The organism is Rhizobium deserti, from assembly GCF_004358025.1.
GTDB lineage: Bacteria > Pseudomonadota > Alphaproteobacteria > Rhizobiales > Rhizobiaceae > Neorhizobium > Neorhizobium deserti.
The window spans coordinates 18,472-36,101 of sequence record NZ_SMTL01000005.1; the positions used below are offsets into that span (position 1 = coordinate 18,472).

Genomic DNA, 17,630 nt, shown 5'->3' on the forward strand with positions numbered 1-17,630 from the left:
CTGCTTCTCACACGTGAGCATTTGTCTTCCTTGCAGCAGGACCATCAACTTCTCGGTCCCGATGAACGGAATTCCTGCTCACGAACGACGAATTGGACAAATCGCTTGCCCAGACGTTTCAAAACGCACCGCAAGACAAAGACGTCTGGGTCTTTGCCTATGGCTAGCTGATCTGGAATCCGATATTTCCGGTCGAGTTTTCCTTATCAGCTACGATCCACGGTTATCACAGATCACTGTGCATGAACTCGATCCGCGGCCGGGGCTCGATCGTTAATCCCGGCGCGATGCTTGGGCTTGATCCCGGCGGATCTTGCAAGGGACTCGTGATGAAAGTCGGTGGAGACGTACCGAATGAACTTAAGCTATTGTGGCGGCGAGAAATGATGTCTGGGGCATATAATCCGAAATGGCTGGATGCGGAATCAGGCGACCGCTCCATTAGAGCTCTGACGTTTGTAGCGAACCGAGCAAGCGACCATCATGCGGGGCGTTTAACCGATAAGGAAGTAACGAGACGCTTAGCGACAGCCTCGGGAATTGGGGGATCAAATTTCGACTACGTTCGACGCACTCAGGAAAGCTTAGAGGCGCACGGCATCCAAGATGCCAAATTATGGAGATTTTTGAGGACGCAGGGGCTATCTGACCGTTAGGTCTTTTCGGAGAACGATGCCTTGCCGCATAGAGCCTCGCTGGGCGACGAAGGAAGCGGCTTTAGTGGTCTCACTCCCAGCAAGCAATCCGCTCAAGGCGAGCGGGCTGTCGATCTGCGGCAGCCGCTTGATCCAATGTCGCGGGCTTGCCAATGTGGCAAAGCATGAAATCACAGGTAATTGTTTCCCAGAAACGTCCTAAAATAGCATACCGTCCTGCGCAGTCAGAACACCGAGCGAGTAAAGAAGCTTGTGCAATTATGGCGGAAGGGAAACCAATGAAGCTAAAACTATTCGCGGGATTGATTCTGACAACGTTGGTCGGGCTAACGTCACAGGCCAATGCGCAGGCGGTCAAGATCGGTAGCAAGAACTTCACGGAGCAGTTCGTTGTCGCCGAAATTTATGCCCAGGCGCTCGAGAAGGCAGGCATCGAAGTCGAGCGCCGCCTCAACCTCGGTGCCACACTGGTTGCCCATACCGCACTGACGAATGCCGAGATCGATCTCTATCCGGAATATACCGGCACGGCGCTCGCAGCCGTTGTCAAGGGTGACCTGTCAGGCACCGCCGGGAAGATCTACGGCGAGGTCAAGGACTATTACGAGAAGAACCTTAAGCTCACGCTCCTTGAACCGACCCAGGTGAACAACGGCTATGCGATCATCACGCTCCCGGACACGGCCGAGAAGTACAAGCTGAAGACGCTGACCGATCTCGGCCCGGTCTCTAAGGACCTTACTTTCGGTGCGGAAGCCGGCTTCGGCGAGCGCAAGGACGGCCTGCCGGGCCTGAAGCAGGTCTACGGCATCGAGTTCAAGGAATTCAAGATCTTCGCAAAGCTCGGCATCCGCTACAGCGCGCTGACAGCCAAGGATCTCGATGTTTCTTATGGGTTCGCGACCGACTGGCAGATTTCGGAGAACAAGCTTGTCGTTCTTGCCGACGACAAGAACCTGTTCCCGCCCTACTATCTGGTTCCAGTCGTCCGCCAGGACACACTCGCCAAGAACCCGAAGATCGCCGAGGTGCTGAACAAGATCAGCCCGCTTCTCAACAACGAGAACATGCGCGAGCTGAACGCCAAGGTCGATCGCGACAAGGAAGAACCGGCTGACGTCGCCGAAGAATTTCTAAAGGCGCAGGGCATCTGAAAGCTCTTGTTATAATTGCGCAACGCGCAACTTGACGTGACGATGCGGCGGGCCTTTGCCCTGCCGCATCGTCCGCTTATATTTTCTTGATTGCCTCAGAGAAAGTTTCCAAGCGTTGAAGTGGGCTCCCAGACATATTCCCGAGATCGCGCTCGCCGTCTGGCAGCATCTGGTCCTGTCGATCTCCGCGGTTCTGATTGGCCTGGTCATCGCACTCGTCATCGGCATTTTCTGTGCGCGCCGCCAGAGGCTCTATGCCGTGGCGCTCACTGTCGCCAACGTCATTTTCGTCATTCCGAGCCTGGCGCTCTTCGCGCTGCTCATCCCGCTTGTCGGGCTCGGCATGAAGCCGGCGCTGATCGGCTTGTCATCCTACTGTCTGCTGATCCTGTTGCGCAATATCGTCACGGGTCTCCGGGGCGTTCCCGCAGATGTGCTCGATGCCGCCGACGGCATGGGTTACGGACGCTGGCAGCGACTGTTCCGCATCGAACTGCCGCTTGCCGCACCACTGATCCTTTCCGGCGCGCGCATCGCGCTGGTGACGACGATCGGGATCGCCACGGTTGCGGCCTTCATCGACGGCGGCGGGCTCGGCACGATTATCCTCATCGGCATCGACCAGGAATATCCGGAAAAAATCCTTGTCGGCGGCATTCTGACGGCGCTGCTAGCGATCTCCTTCGATCTCATCCTGACCCGCGCCGAACGGTTGCTGCTCCGGTGGTAGTGAGGGGATCGTCATGCTGAACAATGCCGCTTCCTGGATCGCCAACAATCCCGACGTGTTCATGCGCGCGCTCGGCCAGCATCTGGTCATGTCCGGCGTGTCGCTGGCGATCGCGCTTGCCATCGCGCTGCCGCTGTCGGTGGCGCTCGTCAATTACGGGCGCTTTGCCTTCGGGGTGATCAATACGGTCAACGGACTGCGCACCATTCCGAGCCTCGCCATCCTCGCCATCATGATGCCGTTGCTCGGCATCGGCCTGATGCCGTCGATCGTGGCGCTGACGATACTTGCGCTGCCGCCGATCCTGCTCAACGCCTATGTGGGCCTGAGGGACGTCGATCCCGATGCTGTCGAGGCTGCGATCGGCATGGGCATGAGCCGTAGCCAAGTGTTGTGGAAGATCCGCATTCCGCTGGCCGCACCCGCGATGTTTGCCGGTGCGCGCACCGCCGCAGTGCAGATTCTGGCCGGTGCGACGCTAGCGCCGTTCATCGGCGGCGGGGGGCTGGGAGATTTCATCGCCGGCGGGATCAGCATGATGGACATGTCGCGCCTGCTCGTCGGCGCCGTACCGATCGCCATTCTCGCGCTTGGCACGGAATTCATCCTCGGCTTTACCGAGAAGAAGCTTTTTGCAGAAAGAACAACCGCATGATCCGCATGGAGAACGTCACCAAGCGTTATGCAGAAGGGGCAGTACCTTCGGTCGACAACCTGACGCTCGAGGTTCCGGAAGGATCGACCGTGGCGCTGATCGGCCCGTCGGGCTGCGGCAAGACCACGACGATGCGGATGATCAACCGCCTGATCGAACCGACCGAGGGGCGCATCTTCGTCAATGGCGAGGACGTGACCCGCGCCGATCCGGTGCAGTTGCGCCGCCATATTGGCTATGTGATCCAGAATGTCGGCCTGTTCCCGCACATGACGATCGCGGAAAACATCGCGGCAGTGCCGAACCTGCTCGGCTGGGATCAGGCTCGCATCCGCACACGCACGGCGGAACTGCTCGATCTCGTCGGCCTCGACCCGAAGGAAATGCTGAACCGCTATCCACGCCAGCTTTCGGGCGGCCAGCGCCAGCGCATCGGCGTCGCCCGGGCGCTTGCCGCAGATCCCGCCGTTCTCCTGATGGACGAACCGTTTGGCGCGATCGACCCGATCGCCCGCGCGCGGCTGCAGGACGAGTTCAGGCAGATCCTCAGCCGCGTGCGCAAGACGGTGGTTCTCGTCACCCATGATCTCGACGAGGCGATCCGGCTCGGCGATCGCATCGCCATCATGCGGGATGGCCGGATCGTGCAATACGACACGCCGGACGCTATTCTCTCGCGACCGGCGGACGACTTCGTTTCCAATTTCGTCGGCGTCGACCGGGCGATCAAGCGGCTCAGCCTGTTTTCGGTGGCGGATGCCGCGCTGGCCGGGCGGCCGCCGGAGGGCGCAGCCAGTGTCGCCGCGTCGCTCAATCTTCGCGATGCGTTGTCGCTGATGGTGGCGGGCAATACGGATATACTGGCGGTGACCGGAGACGACGGAAGCGTGACCGGTCAGCTGACACGCGAAGCGATCTTCTCGATCTGACCGGAGAAAGCCGATGTCCCTTTCCTATCGTTCATCCGAAGTGCCGGCAGTGCTGATCGAGCCCACCCATCGCCGGATCCGCCTGAAGGTGGGCGAGAGGACGATCGCCGACACGACAGGCGCGATCGTGATCTACGAGAATGGCGGACACCCGGTTTATTACCTGCCGAAGGGCGACTTCGTTGCCGGCGTGCTGTCGCCGGCGGCCAAGGGCGAGGCCTCGCCGCTTCTCGGCGAAAGGCATGTCTTCGATGTAGCCGAGGTCGGCGCATCCAGGGCATGGTCGTTCGACGGATCGACCATCGGACGCGACGAGCTTGCCGGTTTCGTCACGGTGGATTGGTCGGCCGTGCGCTGGTTCGAGGAGGACGAGGAAATCTTCCGGCATGCCCGCAATGTCTACAAACGGATCGATACGATCACGAGCTCGCGGCTGGTCGAGGTCTTTGTCTCCGGCCAGCTTGTCGCGCGCAGCAACCGCGCCGTCTTCCTGTTCGAGACCGGGCTCATCCCCCGCTATTATTTTCCGGCCGAGGACATTCTCGCCGGTCGCCTGGTGGAGAGCGACCTCACGACCTATTGCCCCTACAAGGGAACCGCATCCTATTACCATTTCGAGCTGGACGGGCACCGGCATGACAATATCGTCTGGTATTATCCCGAGCCGCTCGACGAGAGCCTGAAAGTCCGGGGGCTGATCTCCTTCTACAACGAGAAGGTCGACGAGATCCGCGTCAGCGCAGAGGCTTCGTCCTGATGCTGCTCGGATATTCGCTGACGCCCTTCGGCCATGATCCGGACGCGTGGACAAAAGCGCGCGATCGCCGACGTCTCGGCTTCGATGCCTTGCTGGATCAGGTTGCGGCGGCCGAAGCGGCGGGCTTCGATTTCGTCCTGCTTGCCGACCGGCTGGGTGTCCGTCCTGTCGATGATCTGTCGTCGGTGGCGGTTCCTTTCGAACCGACCTTGCTTGCCTCGGCACTGGCGACACGGGCAGATCGGATCGGCATTGTCGCGGCCGCATCCACGGCCCAGCACGAGCCCTACAATCTCGCCCGCCGTTTCGCCTCGCTGGATCTCGTGAGCAAAGGGCGCGCGGGATGGCTGGTCGTTCCTGATGACGGCGATGCCGGTCGCGGAAACGAATATGTGGATGTCGTAACTGCCCTCTGGGACAGTTTCGAGGATGATGCCTTTATTTACGACAAAGCCGCCGGCCGTTTTTTCGATCCTTCGAAGATGCATGTGGCACACCACCAGGGCGCGTATCTTGCCGTTCGCGGGCCGCTCAACGTCAACCGCTCGCCGCAGGGCCGGCCGGTTCTGGCGCATCTGCTGGAAGAAGGCGACGATGCTCTCGCTGCGCGAACAGGGGAACTGCTTTTGCTGCAGGCGGACACCGTCGAGGGGTTGGTCGCGATCGCGGCGCGCATGATCAGGTCCGTCGAGGCAGCCGGTCGCCGTAGAAGTGATGTCCGGCTTGTCGCCAATATCGTTCCGGTCGTTGCGGAAAGCGAACAGGCGCTCGGGGAGGACGGCAGGATACTACCGATCGCAGGGATACAGATGGACGGAACACCGGAGATGATCGCGGACCGGTTGCAGGAACTGGCGACGGCTACCGACCTGGAAGGGTTCACGATCCTGCCGCCTTCGCTGGAGATGGGGCAGCGTTTTCTTGGCGACGTCGTTCCCGAACTCGGACGCCGCGGCTTGATCGGCAGCCGGCGGCAGGAAACGCTGCGCGACAGGCTCGGCCTTGCACAACCGGTGCATCCGGCCGCCTCGGGCAAGGAGGTGTCGGCATGAGCGAGCGGCATATGAAGCTCGGCGCCTTCCTGATGGCGGGCGGCCATCATATTGCTGCCTGGCGGCACCCGGACGCACATGCGCCGGCTGGCAGCGATATCGACCATTTCATCGCCGTGGCGCGGATCGCCGAACGCGGCAAGTTCGACATGATCTTCATCGAGGATGCGGCCGCCATTCGCGAGCGCAATCCGGACCTCGCCAGCCAGGCGGCCCGCTCGACGGCCTTCGAACCGCTCAGCCTGCTTGCGGCGATCGCCGTCAACACGTCCCATGTCGGTCTCGTGGCGACCGCCTCGACCAGCTATACGGAGCCATACGGGCTTGCTCGGAGCTTTGCAGCGCTCGACCAGCTGAGCGGTGGTCGCGCCGGCTGGAACCTTGTCACATCCGCCAGCGAACTCGAGGCCGAAAACTTTGCGTCCAGTGGTCTGCGCCCGCATTCGCAGCGTTACGAACGCGCCGAGGAATTCGCCGATGCGGCGCTAGCGCTTTGGGACGGCGTGGAGGATGGGACCTATTTTCCGGCCGGTGGGGAGACCTTTGCAGATCATTCGAAGCTTCATCCCGTTCATTGGCACGGCAAGCACTTTGCGGTCGACGGAATTCTCGAAAGCCAGCGTTCGCCGCAGGGGCGGCCGATCATGGTGCAGGCCGGGGCATCGGATGTAGGCAAGGATCTGGCGGCGCGCACCGCCGACGTTGTGTTTGCCGCTTCGCAGACCAAGGCGGAAGCCCAGGCCTATTATGCCGACGTGAAATTGAGGCTCGGCAAATACGGCCGCGGCCAAGACGACCTGAAGGTCATGCCCGGCATTTCGCCGATCGTCGGTGCGACTGAGGAAGAAGCGAAGGCGAAATATCGCGCGCTGCAGGAGTTTATTCCCGATGCGGTCGGCGTCGCGCTGCTTGCAAGCTATCTCAGCGTCCAGGATCTTTCTGCATATCCTCTCGATGGTCCCTTGCCGGAAATGCCGCAAACCAATCTGATCCAGAGCCGGCAACAGCTGATTGTCGACCTCGGCAAGCGCGAAGGGTTGTCGATCCGTGAGTTGGCCCGGCATTTCGCCGGTGCCCGCGGCCACTGGCAGGTGGTCGGCACGCCAAGCCAGGTGGCTGATGCGATGGAGGAGCGCTTTCTCGATGGCGCTGCCGACGGGTTCAACGTCATGGCGCCGCTGTTTCCCTCGGGGCTCGAGGATTTCGTGACACTGGTCGTGCCGGAATTGCAACGCCGTGGCGTGTTCCGCAAAGAATATGAGGGTAGGACGTTGCGCAGAAATCTCGGCGTTGCCTCGCCCAGCAAAGGATGAAGTGAGATCATAATGGACCCGATCTATATCGACTATCTCAACGCCTTCGACATCGACGCGCTCGATTTCAGCAATGACGAGATCCTGAAGGCGATCGAGACATCGCTAGGCGCGCAGGGTAGGGGCGAAACGGTGATTGAACCGCGTGTGCACCTGGAGCCGGATGCGAGCTTCCACGGTCACTTCAACGTCTTGCGCGGATACGTGGCGCCTCTGGGCCTGGCGGGCATCAAGGTCGTCGGCGATTATGTCGACAACTACAAGCTCGGCTATCCGTCAGAATTCGGCGTGCTCAACCTCTTTGATCCGCGAACCGGCGTACCGAAGGCGATCCTCGACGCAACCGTCATAACCGACATGCGCACCGGCGCGGTCACCGCGATGGGCGCCAAACATCTCGCCCGAAAGGACGCGAAAGTCCTCGGCCATATCGGCGCGCGAGGCACCGCCTATTGGAACGTGCGCTTGCTCGACCATCTGTTCGATTTCGACGAGATCCGCGTCCATTCGCGCCGGCCGGAAAGCCGCAATGCCTTCGGCGCCAAGCTCGAGAAGGACCTCGGCAAGAAGATCGCGGTGACAGACAGTTGGAAGGATTGTGTCGAAGGTGCCGACATAGTCGTGGAGGCATCCCGGCTCAATGCGCCAGAACCGATGCTGAAGACGGAATGGATCAAGAAAGGTGCCTTCGTTGTGCCCTACGGCACCATGAGCGCGATCGAGCTGTCGCTGACCGACATCATGGACAAGCTGGTGGTAGACGACTGGGGCCAGTGCAAAGGCGGTAAGCTGGGCTCTCTGCGCGCGCATGTGGAGGCCGGAAAGCTTTCCGAGCGGACGCTGCATGCGGAACTCGGCCAGATCGTCGCAGGCGTGAAGCCCGGCCGCCAAAGCGACGACGAAACTATTCTCCTCTGGCATCGCGGCCTGTCACTGAGCGACATCGCCCTCGGTTCGGCGCTGCTGGAAAAGGCGAGGGCTGCAAATATCGGACAGAGGCTGCGTTTCGCATGACGACGATCCAGCTGGCGGGTTCGGGAATCTCGATCGCCGATATTGCGGCGATTGCCCGGAACCAGGTGCAGGTTGCGGCTGACGAGCACGTGCTTGCCCGCCTTGCGCAGGCGCGGCTCGTGCTCGAAAGCGTGGCTGCCTCCGGCCAGCCGATCTACGGCATGAATACCGGCCTCGGCGGCAATCTGAAGACCGCCGTCACCGACGAGTTCGCAGCCTTCCAGCTGCAATTGATCCAGGGCAGGGGAGCCGCTGTCGGCGAGCCGCTTCCGCGTGACGTGACCCACGCCGTCATCGCTGCGCGGCTTGCGATGCTGGCCGTTGGCGGATCGGGCATTTCGCCCGGTGTTTTCGAAGCCTTGCTGGCTCTCCTCAACGCCGGCGTGCATCCTGTAATGCGCTCGATCGGCTCGATCGGCGCCGGTGACCTTGTCCTTCTCTCGGCCATGGCGCGCGTCCTGGTCGGCGAGGGAGAGGCAGAATATCGCGGCGAAGTGCTTGCTGCCTCGGAGGCGCTCGCCCGGGCCGGCCTCAAGCCCCCGATTCTTCAGCCCAAGGACGGGATTGCCCTACTCAATGCCTCCGCGGTATCAGCGGGAGAAGGCGCTCTAGTCCTGCACGATCTCGGACGTCTCCTCGGCTGGCAGAGGCAGGCTGCGGCGCTGAGCTTCGAAGGCATGGCCGGCAATCCGGCAATCTTTGCTACGGCCATCCAGACGGCACGGCCGACGCCAGGACAGGTCGAAGAGGCACGCGTGCTGGAGGATGCGATTACCGGATCGTCCCTCTACGAAGGAAATGCAGCTATCCAAGACCCGCTCAGCCTGCGATGCATCGCGGCGATCCAGGGTGCGCTTGCTGATGCACTGGATCGGGCCGAACGTTCGGTAGAACTCGAGCTCAATTCAGCCACCGACAATCCTCTGGTCATCGTCGAGGAGAGAAGGGTGCTCTCGACCGGCAATTTCCATACACCGGCGCTTGCGCTAGCGTTCGAAAATCTAGGGCTGGCCTTGGCGCAGGCAGCCGCAGCTTCGGCCGCACGCTTCATCCAGTTGACCGGTGTGGGTCGCAATGGCCTGCCTCGCTATCTTTCGCCGATCGGTGGTCCGTCTGCCGGCTTCGTGCCAATGCAGAAGACCGTAGCCGCCCTGCTGGCTTCGATCCGCCACAAGGCTAACCCCGTCATGCTGGATTTTCTCCCCGTTTCCGAAGGCGTCGAGGATCATGCAACGCAATCGCTTCTGACGATCCGGAAGCTCGGCCAGATGCTGACCTCCTGGCGGCTGCTGATCGCGTGCGAAATGGTGGCCGCCGCCCAAGCCGTTGATCTGCGGCAAGGGCACCACTGCGGTGCAGGCACACGGACGACCTATGAAATGATCCGGTCCAAGGTGTTGGTCCTTTGTGAAGACCGTTCGCTGGGCGAGGATGTCTGGGCACTGGCCAGCCATCTGGAAGGGGCCATTGCACCCCTTTAAAGCCGGCCGGATTTGAGTATCGCAACCCTTGCGCTGTAAGTTGCGCCCGAGCTAGGGACGACGTGACGGAAATGGTACCACATTCACAATTGTCTGAGCACTTCATTTTAGCGACGTACCCGAGCAGCTCGATCAGGCGGTGGACTACTGTCACGCCTAGCTACGAACAGCGGGATGCCCGGCGCGGGCATCACCTCCGGGGACTCGATTGGTCTGTTGGTCGTCCGCCGGATGTAGGTACGACGGGATCTCTAGCTTCGGTGATAGCAACGCAGTCCTGCAACGGTTGCGAACCTACGTACCCGATCTCCACAATGTAGATTACGAACCGCAAGATCGACAGAGTCGCAGGGGTTGCGCGTCTATATCAGAATTTCAGCAGGAGTAGTCCGAAGATAGCTGGTTTCCATCCTTTGGCCCTGTCCCAGCTTGCTCTCGCTAGACAATTTGTCCACTAAGCGAAAAAGGGTAGCGCGTTGCCAGTTCGACTCCCGTCAAAGGATTGGAGCCAGGGATGCTGTAAGGTGGGCTGGATGGGCGCGGCGGGTGCCCGTGGTCCACATCGCATCAAGAGCGGACTAAGTGGGCACACGAACATCGCCGGGCTTCCAAGCAGTCACATCGGACATATTTCTGTTCCGTTTATGTTCCACTACTATTTCTCTCGCGCGAAACAAAGGCCTGTTGTGCAGGGAACGGAAATGATTGACCAATCTACCCTGAAATTTCTGTCAGAAGCTTCCAGTAATCAGGGAGCCGAGTGGCTGACCGACAACAAAGCCGAAATAGCTTGCGCGCGGCGCAACCTCATGGAGTTTACATCGCAGCTGATTACACGCGCCGGATTGGTAGACCCTCGTATAGCGACAGCAAACATTGACTCGCGAAAATGTCTGGCCAGAGCGTCGGTGTCGAAAGGGATAGCGTCGATAACTGTGCGAGTTTCGTTATCGAAGAACGCTGCCGCAACCTACTTCATGCAGATTTCACCCAGCCATTCTTATAGTGGAGGCGGCGCGTTGTTGCCGCCACCGCGCCTCGCTCGCATCCTAAGGCAAACGATCGCGAGCCACACGGGGAAATGGCGCGGTATCGTCGAGAGTCCGCTGTTTCAGAAATATTTCCCGAACGGTCTGACCGGTGGACTTGATGCCATTGCCCAAGGGTATGTCAAAAACCATGATGCGCTCGATTTTTTCAATCTCAAGAACTTCGGCGCATGTCGTGGCGTTCCAGACGAGCAATTGATGTCCACCAGCCTGGTAGAGGAAACCGTAAAATCTTTTGCAGCCGCCCGTGCCTTAGTCGACTACATCAATCGCGCAACGACAAGGCTTCCTGAAGTCTAATACCGATATGGCTCTTCCACGCACGCTCATCGATCCCAAACTTGTCTATGTGGAACCAGCTGTCTTCGACTATCCCCGTGGTTGCGAGGTGCTTGCTCGGTTTCCTGACGCAAAGCTCGTGGAGGTCGCAAGCCATTTGGAAGATCCCGCAACTGGCGGATCCAGCGCTCGCCGAAGATTGGCTCAAGGTAAAGCGCGACACGCTGGTACTAGACGTCAACAATTGTGTTGCCATGAGGCCGAATGGACGTTCGGCCGACTTCATTGCGCCTTCATTATCTAATGGGTGCGGGATGGCGTGTGCATACTGTTATGTCGGGCAGCGGAAAGAGAACGGCGATCTATCAGTTGATGCGTCTCTATCCAATAATATTCGGGATCTTGTCGCAGCTTCCCGTTCGATCCCGGCGCTAACGGCTCGTTTGCTACCAAACGCGTTAACCGCGACCTTCTCGATTACGATCCTCAAGGCCACACACGCATCCGTTTCTCTCTTATGCCAGAAACGATTGCCAGAATCGTGGATGTCCGCACTTCGCAAGGCCCATTTCGATCGCCTCATTGGTGACGACTGCTTCTTCCTTGCTGTGAGATAAGAGCCTCAAGGACAAGCCGATGCGCGAGAACATATCGGCTTTGATCGCTCCACGTTTCAGCCCTTCTGCTTGCGAGCACTTATTCGGTAGGGACCTGCTCGCTCGCTCATGACGGCAGATTTCCATGTAAGGGTTATCTCGCCTCGCGCCAGCAAGACATCTACCGCTTCATGGACGACCGGCATGAATTTACGCCATTCGAGCGGGGCGTTGTGATCCTTTGCAAGGCTGCGCGCCACTTCGCTCGGACATATTGTGCCAGCAGGTCTGCTTGCAACAAAACCCAAAATCGTCGGTTCGGCATTTTCACTCATAGCCTGACTTCGTTCTCTGAAGGCGCTTTCCAACCTTATATGGGACAGGGATTGCGACTGACGGCGGACCATTTTCTTGTCGAAGGGTCGCTGTGTCACACTCGTTACGAGCGAGGACAAGGTCAGCGGCGCCCAGCACATGATCGCCGACGGCCTGTTCGATCGTTTTCCGATTGACGCCATCTTCGGCCTGCACAACCATCCCGGCATGCCGGTAGGCACGCTTCTGACGCGCGAAGGCCCGATCATGGCAGCTGGCGATACCGTCAAGATCACCATCATCGGCAAGGGCGGTCATGCGTCGCGGCCGCACCTGACCGTCGACCCGGTTCTAGTGGCCTGCAATCTCGTCATGACGCTGCAGTCGATCGTGTCGCGGAATGTCGATCCGACCCAGACAGCTGTAGTCACCGTCAGCACCATCCATGCCGGCGAAGCCTCCAACGTCATCGCCAACACTGCAAAAATCTCGATGAGCGTACGCTCCTTCGACCCGGCCATCCGCACCTTCCTTGAGGAGCGCATCCGCAAACTAACGGTAAGTGTTGCCGAAGGCCACGGCGCCACGGCCGAGATCGATTATGAACATGGCTATCCGGTGGTGGTGAATTCCGAAAAGGAAACGGCGTTTGCCCGTGAAGTAGCGGAAGAACTGATCGGCGCGGACAACGTGGCGACCTGCCCGTTGCTCCCGGCCAGCGAGGATTTCGCCTATTTCCTCCAGCACCGTCCCGGCAGTTTTCTGCGGCTCGGCAATGGGAGAGATTCCGCCATCCTCCATTCGTCGAAATACGATTTCAACGATGGCAGCCTGACCACCGGCGCCGCCCTGTGGGCGCGGCTTGCCGAGCGTTATCTCGATCTGTAAAGCGTCGCCCTAATCCAAGAAAACGAAAGGGCGCTATTGGCGGTCATTTTTATTTCCACCCAGATTCTGTCGGATGCGCTTTGCGCTGATCTGGGAAATGCGGCACGGCGGCACGTCAGCCCTGCAGTTCAACCCTGCCGCCGTTGGCCGCCTGCAACGTCTTGCGACCGCTTCCAATCAGCGCCGTCGAATAATCCTGTCGCGGTGCAAGAAAGATCTGCTCTGTCTCGCCCTGCTCGACCATTTCACCGCGCTTCATTACGATTGTCCGCTCGCAAATTTGCCGGATGACGGCAAGGTCGTGGCTGATGAAGACATAGGTGGCCCCCTGTGCGTCGATCCTCCGCGGTAGCCTCAGCTGAGAGCATCGCGTACGGCACCGGGCGTGACACCCATCGCGGCACGAAAGGCCGCAACAAACTGAGCGGGAGTTGAAAAGCCCACCCCGTCAGCCACGTCACCAACCGAGTTTGCCTTGAGACGCAAGAGTGAGACGGCGCGATCCATACGCCGGGAAACGATGTATTTATGCGGAGTGGTGCCGGTTTGTTGTCGGAACGCACGCACAAAGTGCGTAATGCTGAGGTCGACCGCACGGGCCATATCAGCCAGCGTCGGCGAGTTCCCATGGTCCAGCGCCGCCTCAATCATCGCTCTCACACGCCGAAATGCTGCCGGCGACAAGCCGCCATGAAACATCGTTCTAAGCGTTCCCGCCCGCTCGCTCCTTGCCAGCCTCTCGATGCTCAGCGCAAGCGCCTGGAGCTCTTCTTCAACCATGAGCGCATCGTCGGGACCGTTTCGGATGCTGGTCACCAGAACGCGCATCATCGCAGCCCGTATCGGATCATCGCGTAGGCCGTACATGGGTGGGGAGGTAAACGGCGCATCAAGTGCTGCCTCCGCGTAAGTCTGATCCACGAAGAGCTGGACGACGTCCGCCGCACCATTCACCTCCACGGTGGCCCCTTCTGCCGGCGAAAAAATCGAGACGCTGCCACCCCGTATTCGATCAGCGAGTGCGGCACCCTTGTCATCTTCTGCGTTCCGGCCGTCGACAAGGCTCATCGTCAGCCTGATTGTCCTCGAAGGGGCGACGTCGACGACAGCCGCTCCATGTTGCCAGCGGGCAATGTAAGCGCTTGGTTCGGCCGCAGCGCCCAGCCGACGAACGAAGACTGGCTGTCCGAGCACCTCAATCGTATCTTCCAGCGCCTGCATACTCAAACTCTGCCTTCAACACGGATTGCCGACTGTAGGATACTGATCCGACTACTCAATAAACTTTCTGTCGCGAATTTATCATCCCCAAGCGTCTTTGGAGCGATTTTTTCTGCCGTCGGCAAAGCCGTGTCGAAAATGGTTATTTTTCGATACCGACCCTATCTGGACCGGCCTAACGTCCCTTGAACACATGGTTCCGGCGAACCATCGGTGAAAGGAGACATGCAATGACCAAAACCATTTTCGTCAGTGGTGCCACAGGCAATACCGGCCGTCTGACCGTTCAAGCACTGCTCGCGAAAGGTGCCAAAGTGGTGGCAGGTGTGCATTCGCCAGAAAAGGCAGATGCGCTTAAGTCGCTTGGGGCGGAGGTTCGGCCGTTCGACCTCTCGGATATCGGGGCGATGACTGACGCCATGCGCGGCACCGAGGGGCTCTATCTGGTAACCCCCGTGTCCCAGCATACGGAGACTCTCACGAGTAACATGGTCCAGGCGGCAAAAGTTGCGGGCGTCAGCCATGTGGTTAAACTCTCGGGTCTGGACGTTGACAAGGGTGACTTCGCTTTCGCGCAATGGCATTTCGCCGCCGAAGAAGTGATCCGCGCCTCCGGGCTCGACTGGACGTTTCTGCACCCCAATTCATTTATCCAAAACTTCTACGGCGCTCTTCCGACGATCAAGGTGCAGGGCGTCTATTACAACACCTATGCTACCGCACCCGTCAGCTTCGTAGATGCGCGTGACATTGGCGATGTTGCCGCGACCGCGCTTCTCTCTCGCGATCATGTAGGTCAGATCTACAATCTAACGGGACCAGACAGTCTGAGCCGCGATGACGTCGTGGCCCTTTTCAGCGAAGCGGCCGGCAAATCGGTGCAAAGCGTCGATGTCGGGGGAAGCCAACTCATCGAGACATTTCTAGGGTTCGGCATGCCACAAACCGAAGCCGCCGCCACAGCAGAGCTTCTGGGCTATACGGCAACCGGAAGGGCTTCCCGAATCTCGCCTGATGTCGAAACGCTGCTCGGCCGCGCACCACGCAGTTTGGCCCAATGGACGCAGGAGAACGCGCAAGCCTTTCGCTGAGGCTGATCCTGCGCCTATTTCAAACAACCCGAACGAAAGAATCTCTTATGAGCGATAGCATCTTACAGGGCGGCTCGACCGTGCTCGATCCTGAAGCGGGGCAAGTCACAATCGTCAACACATACGTCGTTGAGCCCGAGCGTGCCGATGAACTGATTTCCTTCCTGGTGGAGTCAACCCTTTCAACGGTCCGCCACGTCCCCGGATTTATCTCAGCCAACCTCCACATCGCACACGACCGTTCGCAGGTCGTCAATTACGCGCAGTGGCAGAACGTAGAGGCGCTTGCCGCAGCGCGCGAAAACCCGAAGCTCGCGGCGCTTATGCAGAAGCAATTGCAGATCGCAAAAAGCTTTTCGCCCGTCCTCTACACGCTGAAAGCCTCCATTTCCGCGGGTTGATCCATGGCGTCACGCACAGGAGTGCTTAAATGATGGAAATCGCCCGCTGGATCATCCTTGTTGTTGCAGCCGTGACTGCAATCGGCGGCCTTTGCGCTGATTGGTTCATTCCATTTGGGGCACGTCAGCATCTCAAGAACCCGGCATGGATGCCGCACGCCAAGTTTCACAACGCCCAGGCCATTCTCATGGGGTTTGGTCAGGGCGTGCTGGCCATCGGATTGCTCGTCTTCATCCCGCTCGGCGTCGGCAACATTGTCCTTGCCGCGCTCATATCATCGATTTATTGGGCGGCCCTGATGGTTGCGCCCATGTTTCCGGGCACCGCCTGGGTCGATCCGGAATTTGCTGAGGCCACGCCTACCCCATTAGGTTTGCACCCGCAGCAGCTTATCGGGTACATCTTGCTTTGTCTTCTGGCGATAGCAGTCTTGTCAGCTCTCGCCACTTAACTGGTACAGGCTGACTTGCTAACGTGACAGGCGAGCTGCGCCTGCTAGAAATCGCATCTTTTAACGCCGATCGTAGATTTCGCGGCTTTTCTCGATGCTGGGCCACGGCTGGCAGGACATGCTAACCTCGACCAGATGCGCCAGATCAATCCTGAGCTGTGGTCCTTCAAGTCCTGGCTGCAGGGCCCTGGCGAAAGACTTTTGACCAGACGATGAAAGCTAGTGGGGTATGGGAATTCAACAAATCCGAGAATGAGTTGACACCGGATGCTGTCGTTGGAGCATGAGGACGACCCAACTGAATTTCGAACTCCCGTGCCGCGGAAGCAGGCAGATCTAAATCTACATCCAGGAGATAGGTGATGAAGGATCTGGTGCGCCGCGCGCAGATAAATGGTGTTGAACTGACATACCTTAAGGAAGGGATGGGAACGCTCGTCCTCTTGTTACACGGCTTTCCTGATACGGCTGCCGAACAAAAGCGAAACGCTCCCTGAACGGGTCGATGTCCGTTTGATTAAATACACAAAGATGTTGGGCGTCCCTCACCGGAAACCTCCCTGCAAGCGTGGTCAGGGCCTCTCGAGAATGGCGGACCACGGATAGGTTCGCTCGCCACGAGGCTTCAGCGCTTGGACAAAGTGCAGGTGGGTGCCAATCACCAATCTGGAGCGATGGTTTCTAGTACCAAACCATAAGCCTGGTCCGCCCATCAGCGCAAGCGCGGCCTATTCCGTCACCAGGACCACGATTCCGCGCTTCTCAAACTCGCGAACATGACGATCCGATATGCCGCTGTCAGTGATCAGCGAGTGTATGACGTCAAGTGAGCCGAGACGCGTGAAGGATGACTTGCCGATCTTGGTCGAGTCTGCCACCAGATAGACATGCGCCGCTGCTTTGATCATGGCTTCCTTGAGCTGAAGGTCCGCAAAGCTTGGATAGGTGAGCCCGGCTTCCAGATCGACGCCCGCGGTTGCGAGGAAAAGCTTTGCCGCGAAGATGTTGCTGAAATACTCAACCGATTTGTCGCCGGAAATGGAAAGCGTCGGTGATTTAAACTGACCACCCGGCAGGTGCACCGCAAAGCTCGGCACCGATCCCAGATGGATGGCGATGTTCAAAGCATTCGTTATCACCGTCAGGTGACGGCGCGAGACCAGCCGCAAGGCGATCTCCGTCGTCGTTGTCCCGGCGTCGAGGATCAACGTCTCGCCGTCGGCGACCAGGCTTGCGGCCAAGGCTCCGATCCGGCGCTTCTTGTCCATGTTCTCCTGGTGGTGCAGCATGAGCGGGCTCGACTGCGCCGGCGTGGATTGGTTCAAATAGGCGCCACCATGCTCACGCGTGATGGACCCTTCAGTTTCGAGCCTTTCCAGATCCTGGCGAATGGTCGCGTCAGAGACTTTGAAGGCCTCCGCCAGCTCGCGTACGCGCGCCGAACCCTCTTCCTGGATCCACTCAAGGATGCGTCGACGGCGGGGCTCCGACAGCAGGCCTACTATCTGATCGCTCGACGCAGTCTCGGACTTCGCGTCCATAAGGAATCCCACCTCAACCAAGATATTCGAAACCAACCGAATGACCCAATTCTACC

Annotated in this window: 20 protein-coding genes and 1 pseudogene; 17 read left to right on the plus strand and 4 right to left on the minus strand. The window is 59.3% G+C overall.

The annotated features are described in order from the left end of the window. The first annotated feature begins 170 nt into the window (after positions 1 to 170). The 12 genes and pseudogenes from E2F50_RS23700 to E2F50_RS23430 form a co-directional block, all read left to right on the plus strand. On the plus strand, positions 171 to 656 hold the full coding sequence (locus tag E2F50_RS23700) for a gamma-glutamylcyclotransferase (protein WP_425375396.1): 486 nt from the start codon (positions 171 to 173) through the stop codon (positions 654 to 656). Positions 657 to 934: 278 nt separating this feature from the next. Then, on the plus strand, positions 935 to 1,810 hold the full coding sequence (locus E2F50_RS17515; protein WP_133317478.1) for a glycine betaine ABC transporter substrate-binding protein: 876 nt from the start codon (positions 935 to 937) through the stop codon (positions 1,808 to 1,810). 115 nt (positions 1,811 to 1,925) lie between these two features. Then, entirely contained in the window at positions 1,926 to 2,540 is a 615-nt protein-coding gene (locus tag E2F50_RS17520; protein ID WP_133317479.1) for an ABC transporter permease, read from the plus strand. Positions 2,541 to 2,553: 13 nt separating this feature from the next. After that, positions 2,554 to 3,195 (plus strand): ABC transporter permease, encoded by a 642-nt coding sequence (locus E2F50_RS17525; RefSeq protein WP_133317480.1) that lies wholly within the window; start codon positions 2,554 to 2,556, stop codon positions 3,193 to 3,195. After that, the gene (locus E2F50_RS17530) at positions 3,192 to 4,124 is read left to right on the plus strand and encodes an ABC transporter ATP-binding protein (RefSeq protein ID WP_133317481.1); all 933 of its coding nucleotides are present in this window, start codon (positions 3,192 to 3,194) and stop codon (positions 4,122 to 4,124) included. Before E2F50_RS17525 ends, E2F50_RS17530 begins: the two co-directional genes overlap by 4 nt. A gap of 13 nt (positions 4,125 to 4,137) precedes the next feature. Next, the gene (locus E2F50_RS17535) at positions 4,138 to 4,881 is read left to right on the plus strand and encodes a DUF427 domain-containing protein (protein WP_133317482.1); all 744 of its coding nucleotides are present in this window, start codon (positions 4,138 to 4,140) and stop codon (positions 4,879 to 4,881) included. Continuing rightward, positions 4,881 to 5,933 (plus strand): LLM class flavin-dependent oxidoreductase, encoded by a 1,053-nt coding sequence (locus E2F50_RS17540; protein WP_133317483.1) that lies wholly within the window; start codon positions 4,881 to 4,883, stop codon positions 5,931 to 5,933. The genes E2F50_RS17535 and E2F50_RS17540 overlap by 1 nt, the downstream gene beginning before the upstream one ends. Further along, a complete protein-coding gene (locus tag E2F50_RS17545) occupies positions 5,930 to 7,246 on the plus strand; it encodes an LLM class flavin-dependent oxidoreductase (protein ID WP_133317484.1) in 1,317 nt (438 codons plus the stop codon). Before E2F50_RS17540 ends, E2F50_RS17545 begins: the two co-directional genes overlap by 4 nt. A gap of 12 nt (positions 7,247 to 7,258) precedes the next feature. Next, entirely contained in the window at positions 7,259 to 8,260 is a 1,002-nt protein-coding gene (locus E2F50_RS17550) for an ornithine cyclodeaminase family protein (RefSeq protein ID WP_133317485.1), read from the plus strand. Next, complete coding sequence (locus E2F50_RS17555) at positions 8,257 to 9,741, plus strand: HAL/PAL/TAL family ammonia-lyase (RefSeq protein WP_133317486.1); 1,485 nt, start codon at positions 8,257 to 8,259, stop codon at positions 9,739 to 9,741. Before E2F50_RS17550 ends, E2F50_RS17555 begins: the two co-directional genes overlap by 4 nt. 533 nt (positions 9,742 to 10,274) lie before the next feature. Next, on the plus strand, positions 10,275 to 11,090 hold the full coding sequence (locus tag E2F50_RS17560) for a DUF2461 family protein (protein ID WP_133317487.1): 816 nt from the start codon (positions 10,275 to 10,277) through the stop codon (positions 11,088 to 11,090). Positions 11,091 to 11,097: 7 nt separating this feature from the next. Beyond that, a pseudogene (locus tag E2F50_RS23430) lies at positions 11,098 to 11,643 on the plus strand (spore photoproduct lyase family protein); the annotation flags it as partial. Between the two features lie 99 nt (positions 11,644 to 11,742). On the opposite strand, the gene E2F50_RS17570 reads toward E2F50_RS23430, so the two are convergent. Next, complete coding sequence (locus E2F50_RS17570) at positions 11,743 to 12,000, minus strand: DUF3253 domain-containing protein (RefSeq protein WP_133317488.1); 258 nt, start codon at positions 11,998 to 12,000, stop codon at positions 11,743 to 11,745. A 70-nt stretch (positions 12,001 to 12,070) separates the two neighbouring features. On the opposite strand from E2F50_RS17570, the gene E2F50_RS17575 reads away from it, so the two are divergent. After that, positions 12,071 to 12,868: an amidohydrolase gene (locus E2F50_RS17575; protein WP_425375397.1), complete on the plus strand. Its 798-nt coding sequence runs from the start codon at positions 12,071 to 12,073 to the stop codon at positions 12,866 to 12,868. Positions 12,869 to 12,983: 115 nt separating this feature from the next. Here the strand turns inward: E2F50_RS17575 and E2F50_RS23000 are convergent, their stop codons facing one another. Beyond that, positions 12,984 to 13,127, minus strand: coding sequence for a hypothetical protein (locus E2F50_RS23000; protein WP_161974217.1), 144 nt, complete (start codon positions 13,125 to 13,127; stop codon positions 12,984 to 12,986). 95 nt (positions 13,128 to 13,222) lie between these two features. Next, positions 13,223 to 14,089, minus strand: a complete 867-nt coding sequence (locus E2F50_RS17580) for a helix-turn-helix transcriptional regulator (protein ID WP_133317489.1) — start codon at positions 14,087 to 14,089, stop codon at positions 13,223 to 13,225. Positions 14,090 to 14,319: 230 nt separating this feature from the next. On the opposite strand from E2F50_RS17580, the gene E2F50_RS17585 reads away from it, so the two are divergent. From E2F50_RS17585 to E2F50_RS23560, 4 genes are all read left to right on the plus strand, one after another. After that, positions 14,320 to 15,180: an SDR family oxidoreductase gene (locus tag E2F50_RS17585; protein ID WP_133317490.1), complete on the plus strand. Its 861-nt coding sequence runs from the start codon at positions 14,320 to 14,322 to the stop codon at positions 15,178 to 15,180. A gap of 47 nt (positions 15,181 to 15,227) precedes the next feature. After that, a complete protein-coding gene (locus E2F50_RS17590; protein WP_161974219.1) occupies positions 15,228 to 15,581 on the plus strand; it encodes a putative quinol monooxygenase in 354 nt (117 codons plus the stop codon). A gap of 29 nt (positions 15,582 to 15,610) precedes the next feature. Next, the gene (locus tag E2F50_RS17595) at positions 15,611 to 16,033 is read left to right on the plus strand and encodes a DUF6640 family protein (RefSeq protein ID WP_202615477.1); all 423 of its coding nucleotides are present in this window, start codon (positions 15,611 to 15,613) and stop codon (positions 16,031 to 16,033) included. A 362-nt stretch (positions 16,034 to 16,395) separates the two neighbouring features. Continuing rightward, positions 16,396 to 16,530: a hypothetical protein gene (locus E2F50_RS23560; RefSeq protein ID WP_281029210.1), complete on the plus strand. Its 135-nt coding sequence runs from the start codon at positions 16,396 to 16,398 to the stop codon at positions 16,528 to 16,530. Between the two features lie 231 nt (positions 16,531 to 16,761). Here the strand turns inward: E2F50_RS23560 and E2F50_RS17600 are convergent, their stop codons facing one another. Next, the gene (locus E2F50_RS17600; protein WP_202615478.1) at positions 16,762 to 17,574 is read right to left on the minus strand and encodes a DeoR/GlpR family DNA-binding transcription regulator; all 813 of its coding nucleotides are present in this window, start codon (positions 17,572 to 17,574) and stop codon (positions 16,762 to 16,764) included. Positions 17,575 to 17,630: the final 56 nt, after the last annotated feature.

What these genes read in the sequence shown, in the direction of transcription:
- E2F50_RS17515 (WP_133317478.1), top strand. Translation starts at nt 935, where the DNA reads ATGAAGCTAAAACTATTCGCGGGATTGATTCTGACAACGTTGGTCGGG.
- E2F50_RS17525 (WP_133317480.1), top strand. Translation starts at nt 2,554, where the DNA reads ATGCTGAACAATGCCGCTTCCTGGATCGCCAACAATCCCGACGTGTTC.
- E2F50_RS17530 (WP_133317481.1), top strand. Translation starts at nt 3,192, where the DNA reads ATGATCCGCATGGAGAACGTCACCAAGCGTTATGCAGAAGGGGCAGTA.
- E2F50_RS17535 (WP_133317482.1), top strand. Translation starts at nt 4,138, where the DNA reads ATGTCCCTTTCCTATCGTTCATCCGAAGTGCCGGCAGTGCTGATCGAG.
- E2F50_RS17540 (WP_133317483.1), top strand. Translation starts at nt 4,881, where the DNA reads ATGCTGCTCGGATATTCGCTGACGCCCTTCGGCCATGATCCGGACGCG.
- E2F50_RS17545 (WP_133317484.1), top strand. Translation starts at nt 5,930, where the DNA reads ATGAGCGAGCGGCATATGAAGCTCGGCGCCTTCCTGATGGCGGGCGGC.
- E2F50_RS17550 (WP_133317485.1), top strand. Translation starts at nt 7,259, where the DNA reads ATGGACCCGATCTATATCGACTATCTCAACGCCTTCGACATCGACGCG.
- E2F50_RS17555 (WP_133317486.1), top strand. Translation starts at nt 8,257, where the DNA reads ATGACGACGATCCAGCTGGCGGGTTCGGGAATCTCGATCGCCGATATT.
- E2F50_RS17560 (WP_133317487.1), top strand. Translation starts at nt 10,275, where the DNA reads ATGGGCGCGGCGGGTGCCCGTGGTCCACATCGCATCAAGAGCGGACTA.
- E2F50_RS17570 (WP_133317488.1), bottom strand. Translation starts at nt 12,000, where the DNA reads ATGAGTGAAAATGCCGAACCGACGATTTTGGGTTTTGTTGCAAGCAGA.
- E2F50_RS23000 (WP_161974217.1), bottom strand. Translation starts at nt 13,127, where the DNA reads ATGAAGCGCGGTGAAATGGTCGAGCAGGGCGAGACAGAGCAGATCTTT.
- E2F50_RS17580 (WP_133317489.1), bottom strand. Translation starts at nt 14,089, where the DNA reads ATGCAGGCGCTGGAAGATACGATTGAGGTGCTCGGACAGCCAGTCTTC.
- E2F50_RS17585 (WP_133317490.1), top strand. Translation starts at nt 14,320, where the DNA reads ATGACCAAAACCATTTTCGTCAGTGGTGCCACAGGCAATACCGGCCGT.
- E2F50_RS17590 (WP_161974219.1), top strand. Translation starts at nt 15,228, where the DNA reads ATGAGCGATAGCATCTTACAGGGCGGCTCGACCGTGCTCGATCCTGAA.
- E2F50_RS17595 (WP_202615477.1), top strand. Translation starts at nt 15,611, where the DNA reads ATGATGGAAATCGCCCGCTGGATCATCCTTGTTGTTGCAGCCGTGACT.
- E2F50_RS23560 (WP_281029210.1), top strand. Translation starts at nt 16,396, where the DNA reads ATGAAGGATCTGGTGCGCCGCGCGCAGATAAATGGTGTTGAACTGACA.
- E2F50_RS17600 (WP_202615478.1), bottom strand. Translation starts at nt 17,574, where the DNA reads ATGGACGCGAAGTCCGAGACTGCGTCGAGCGATCAGATAGTAGGCCTG.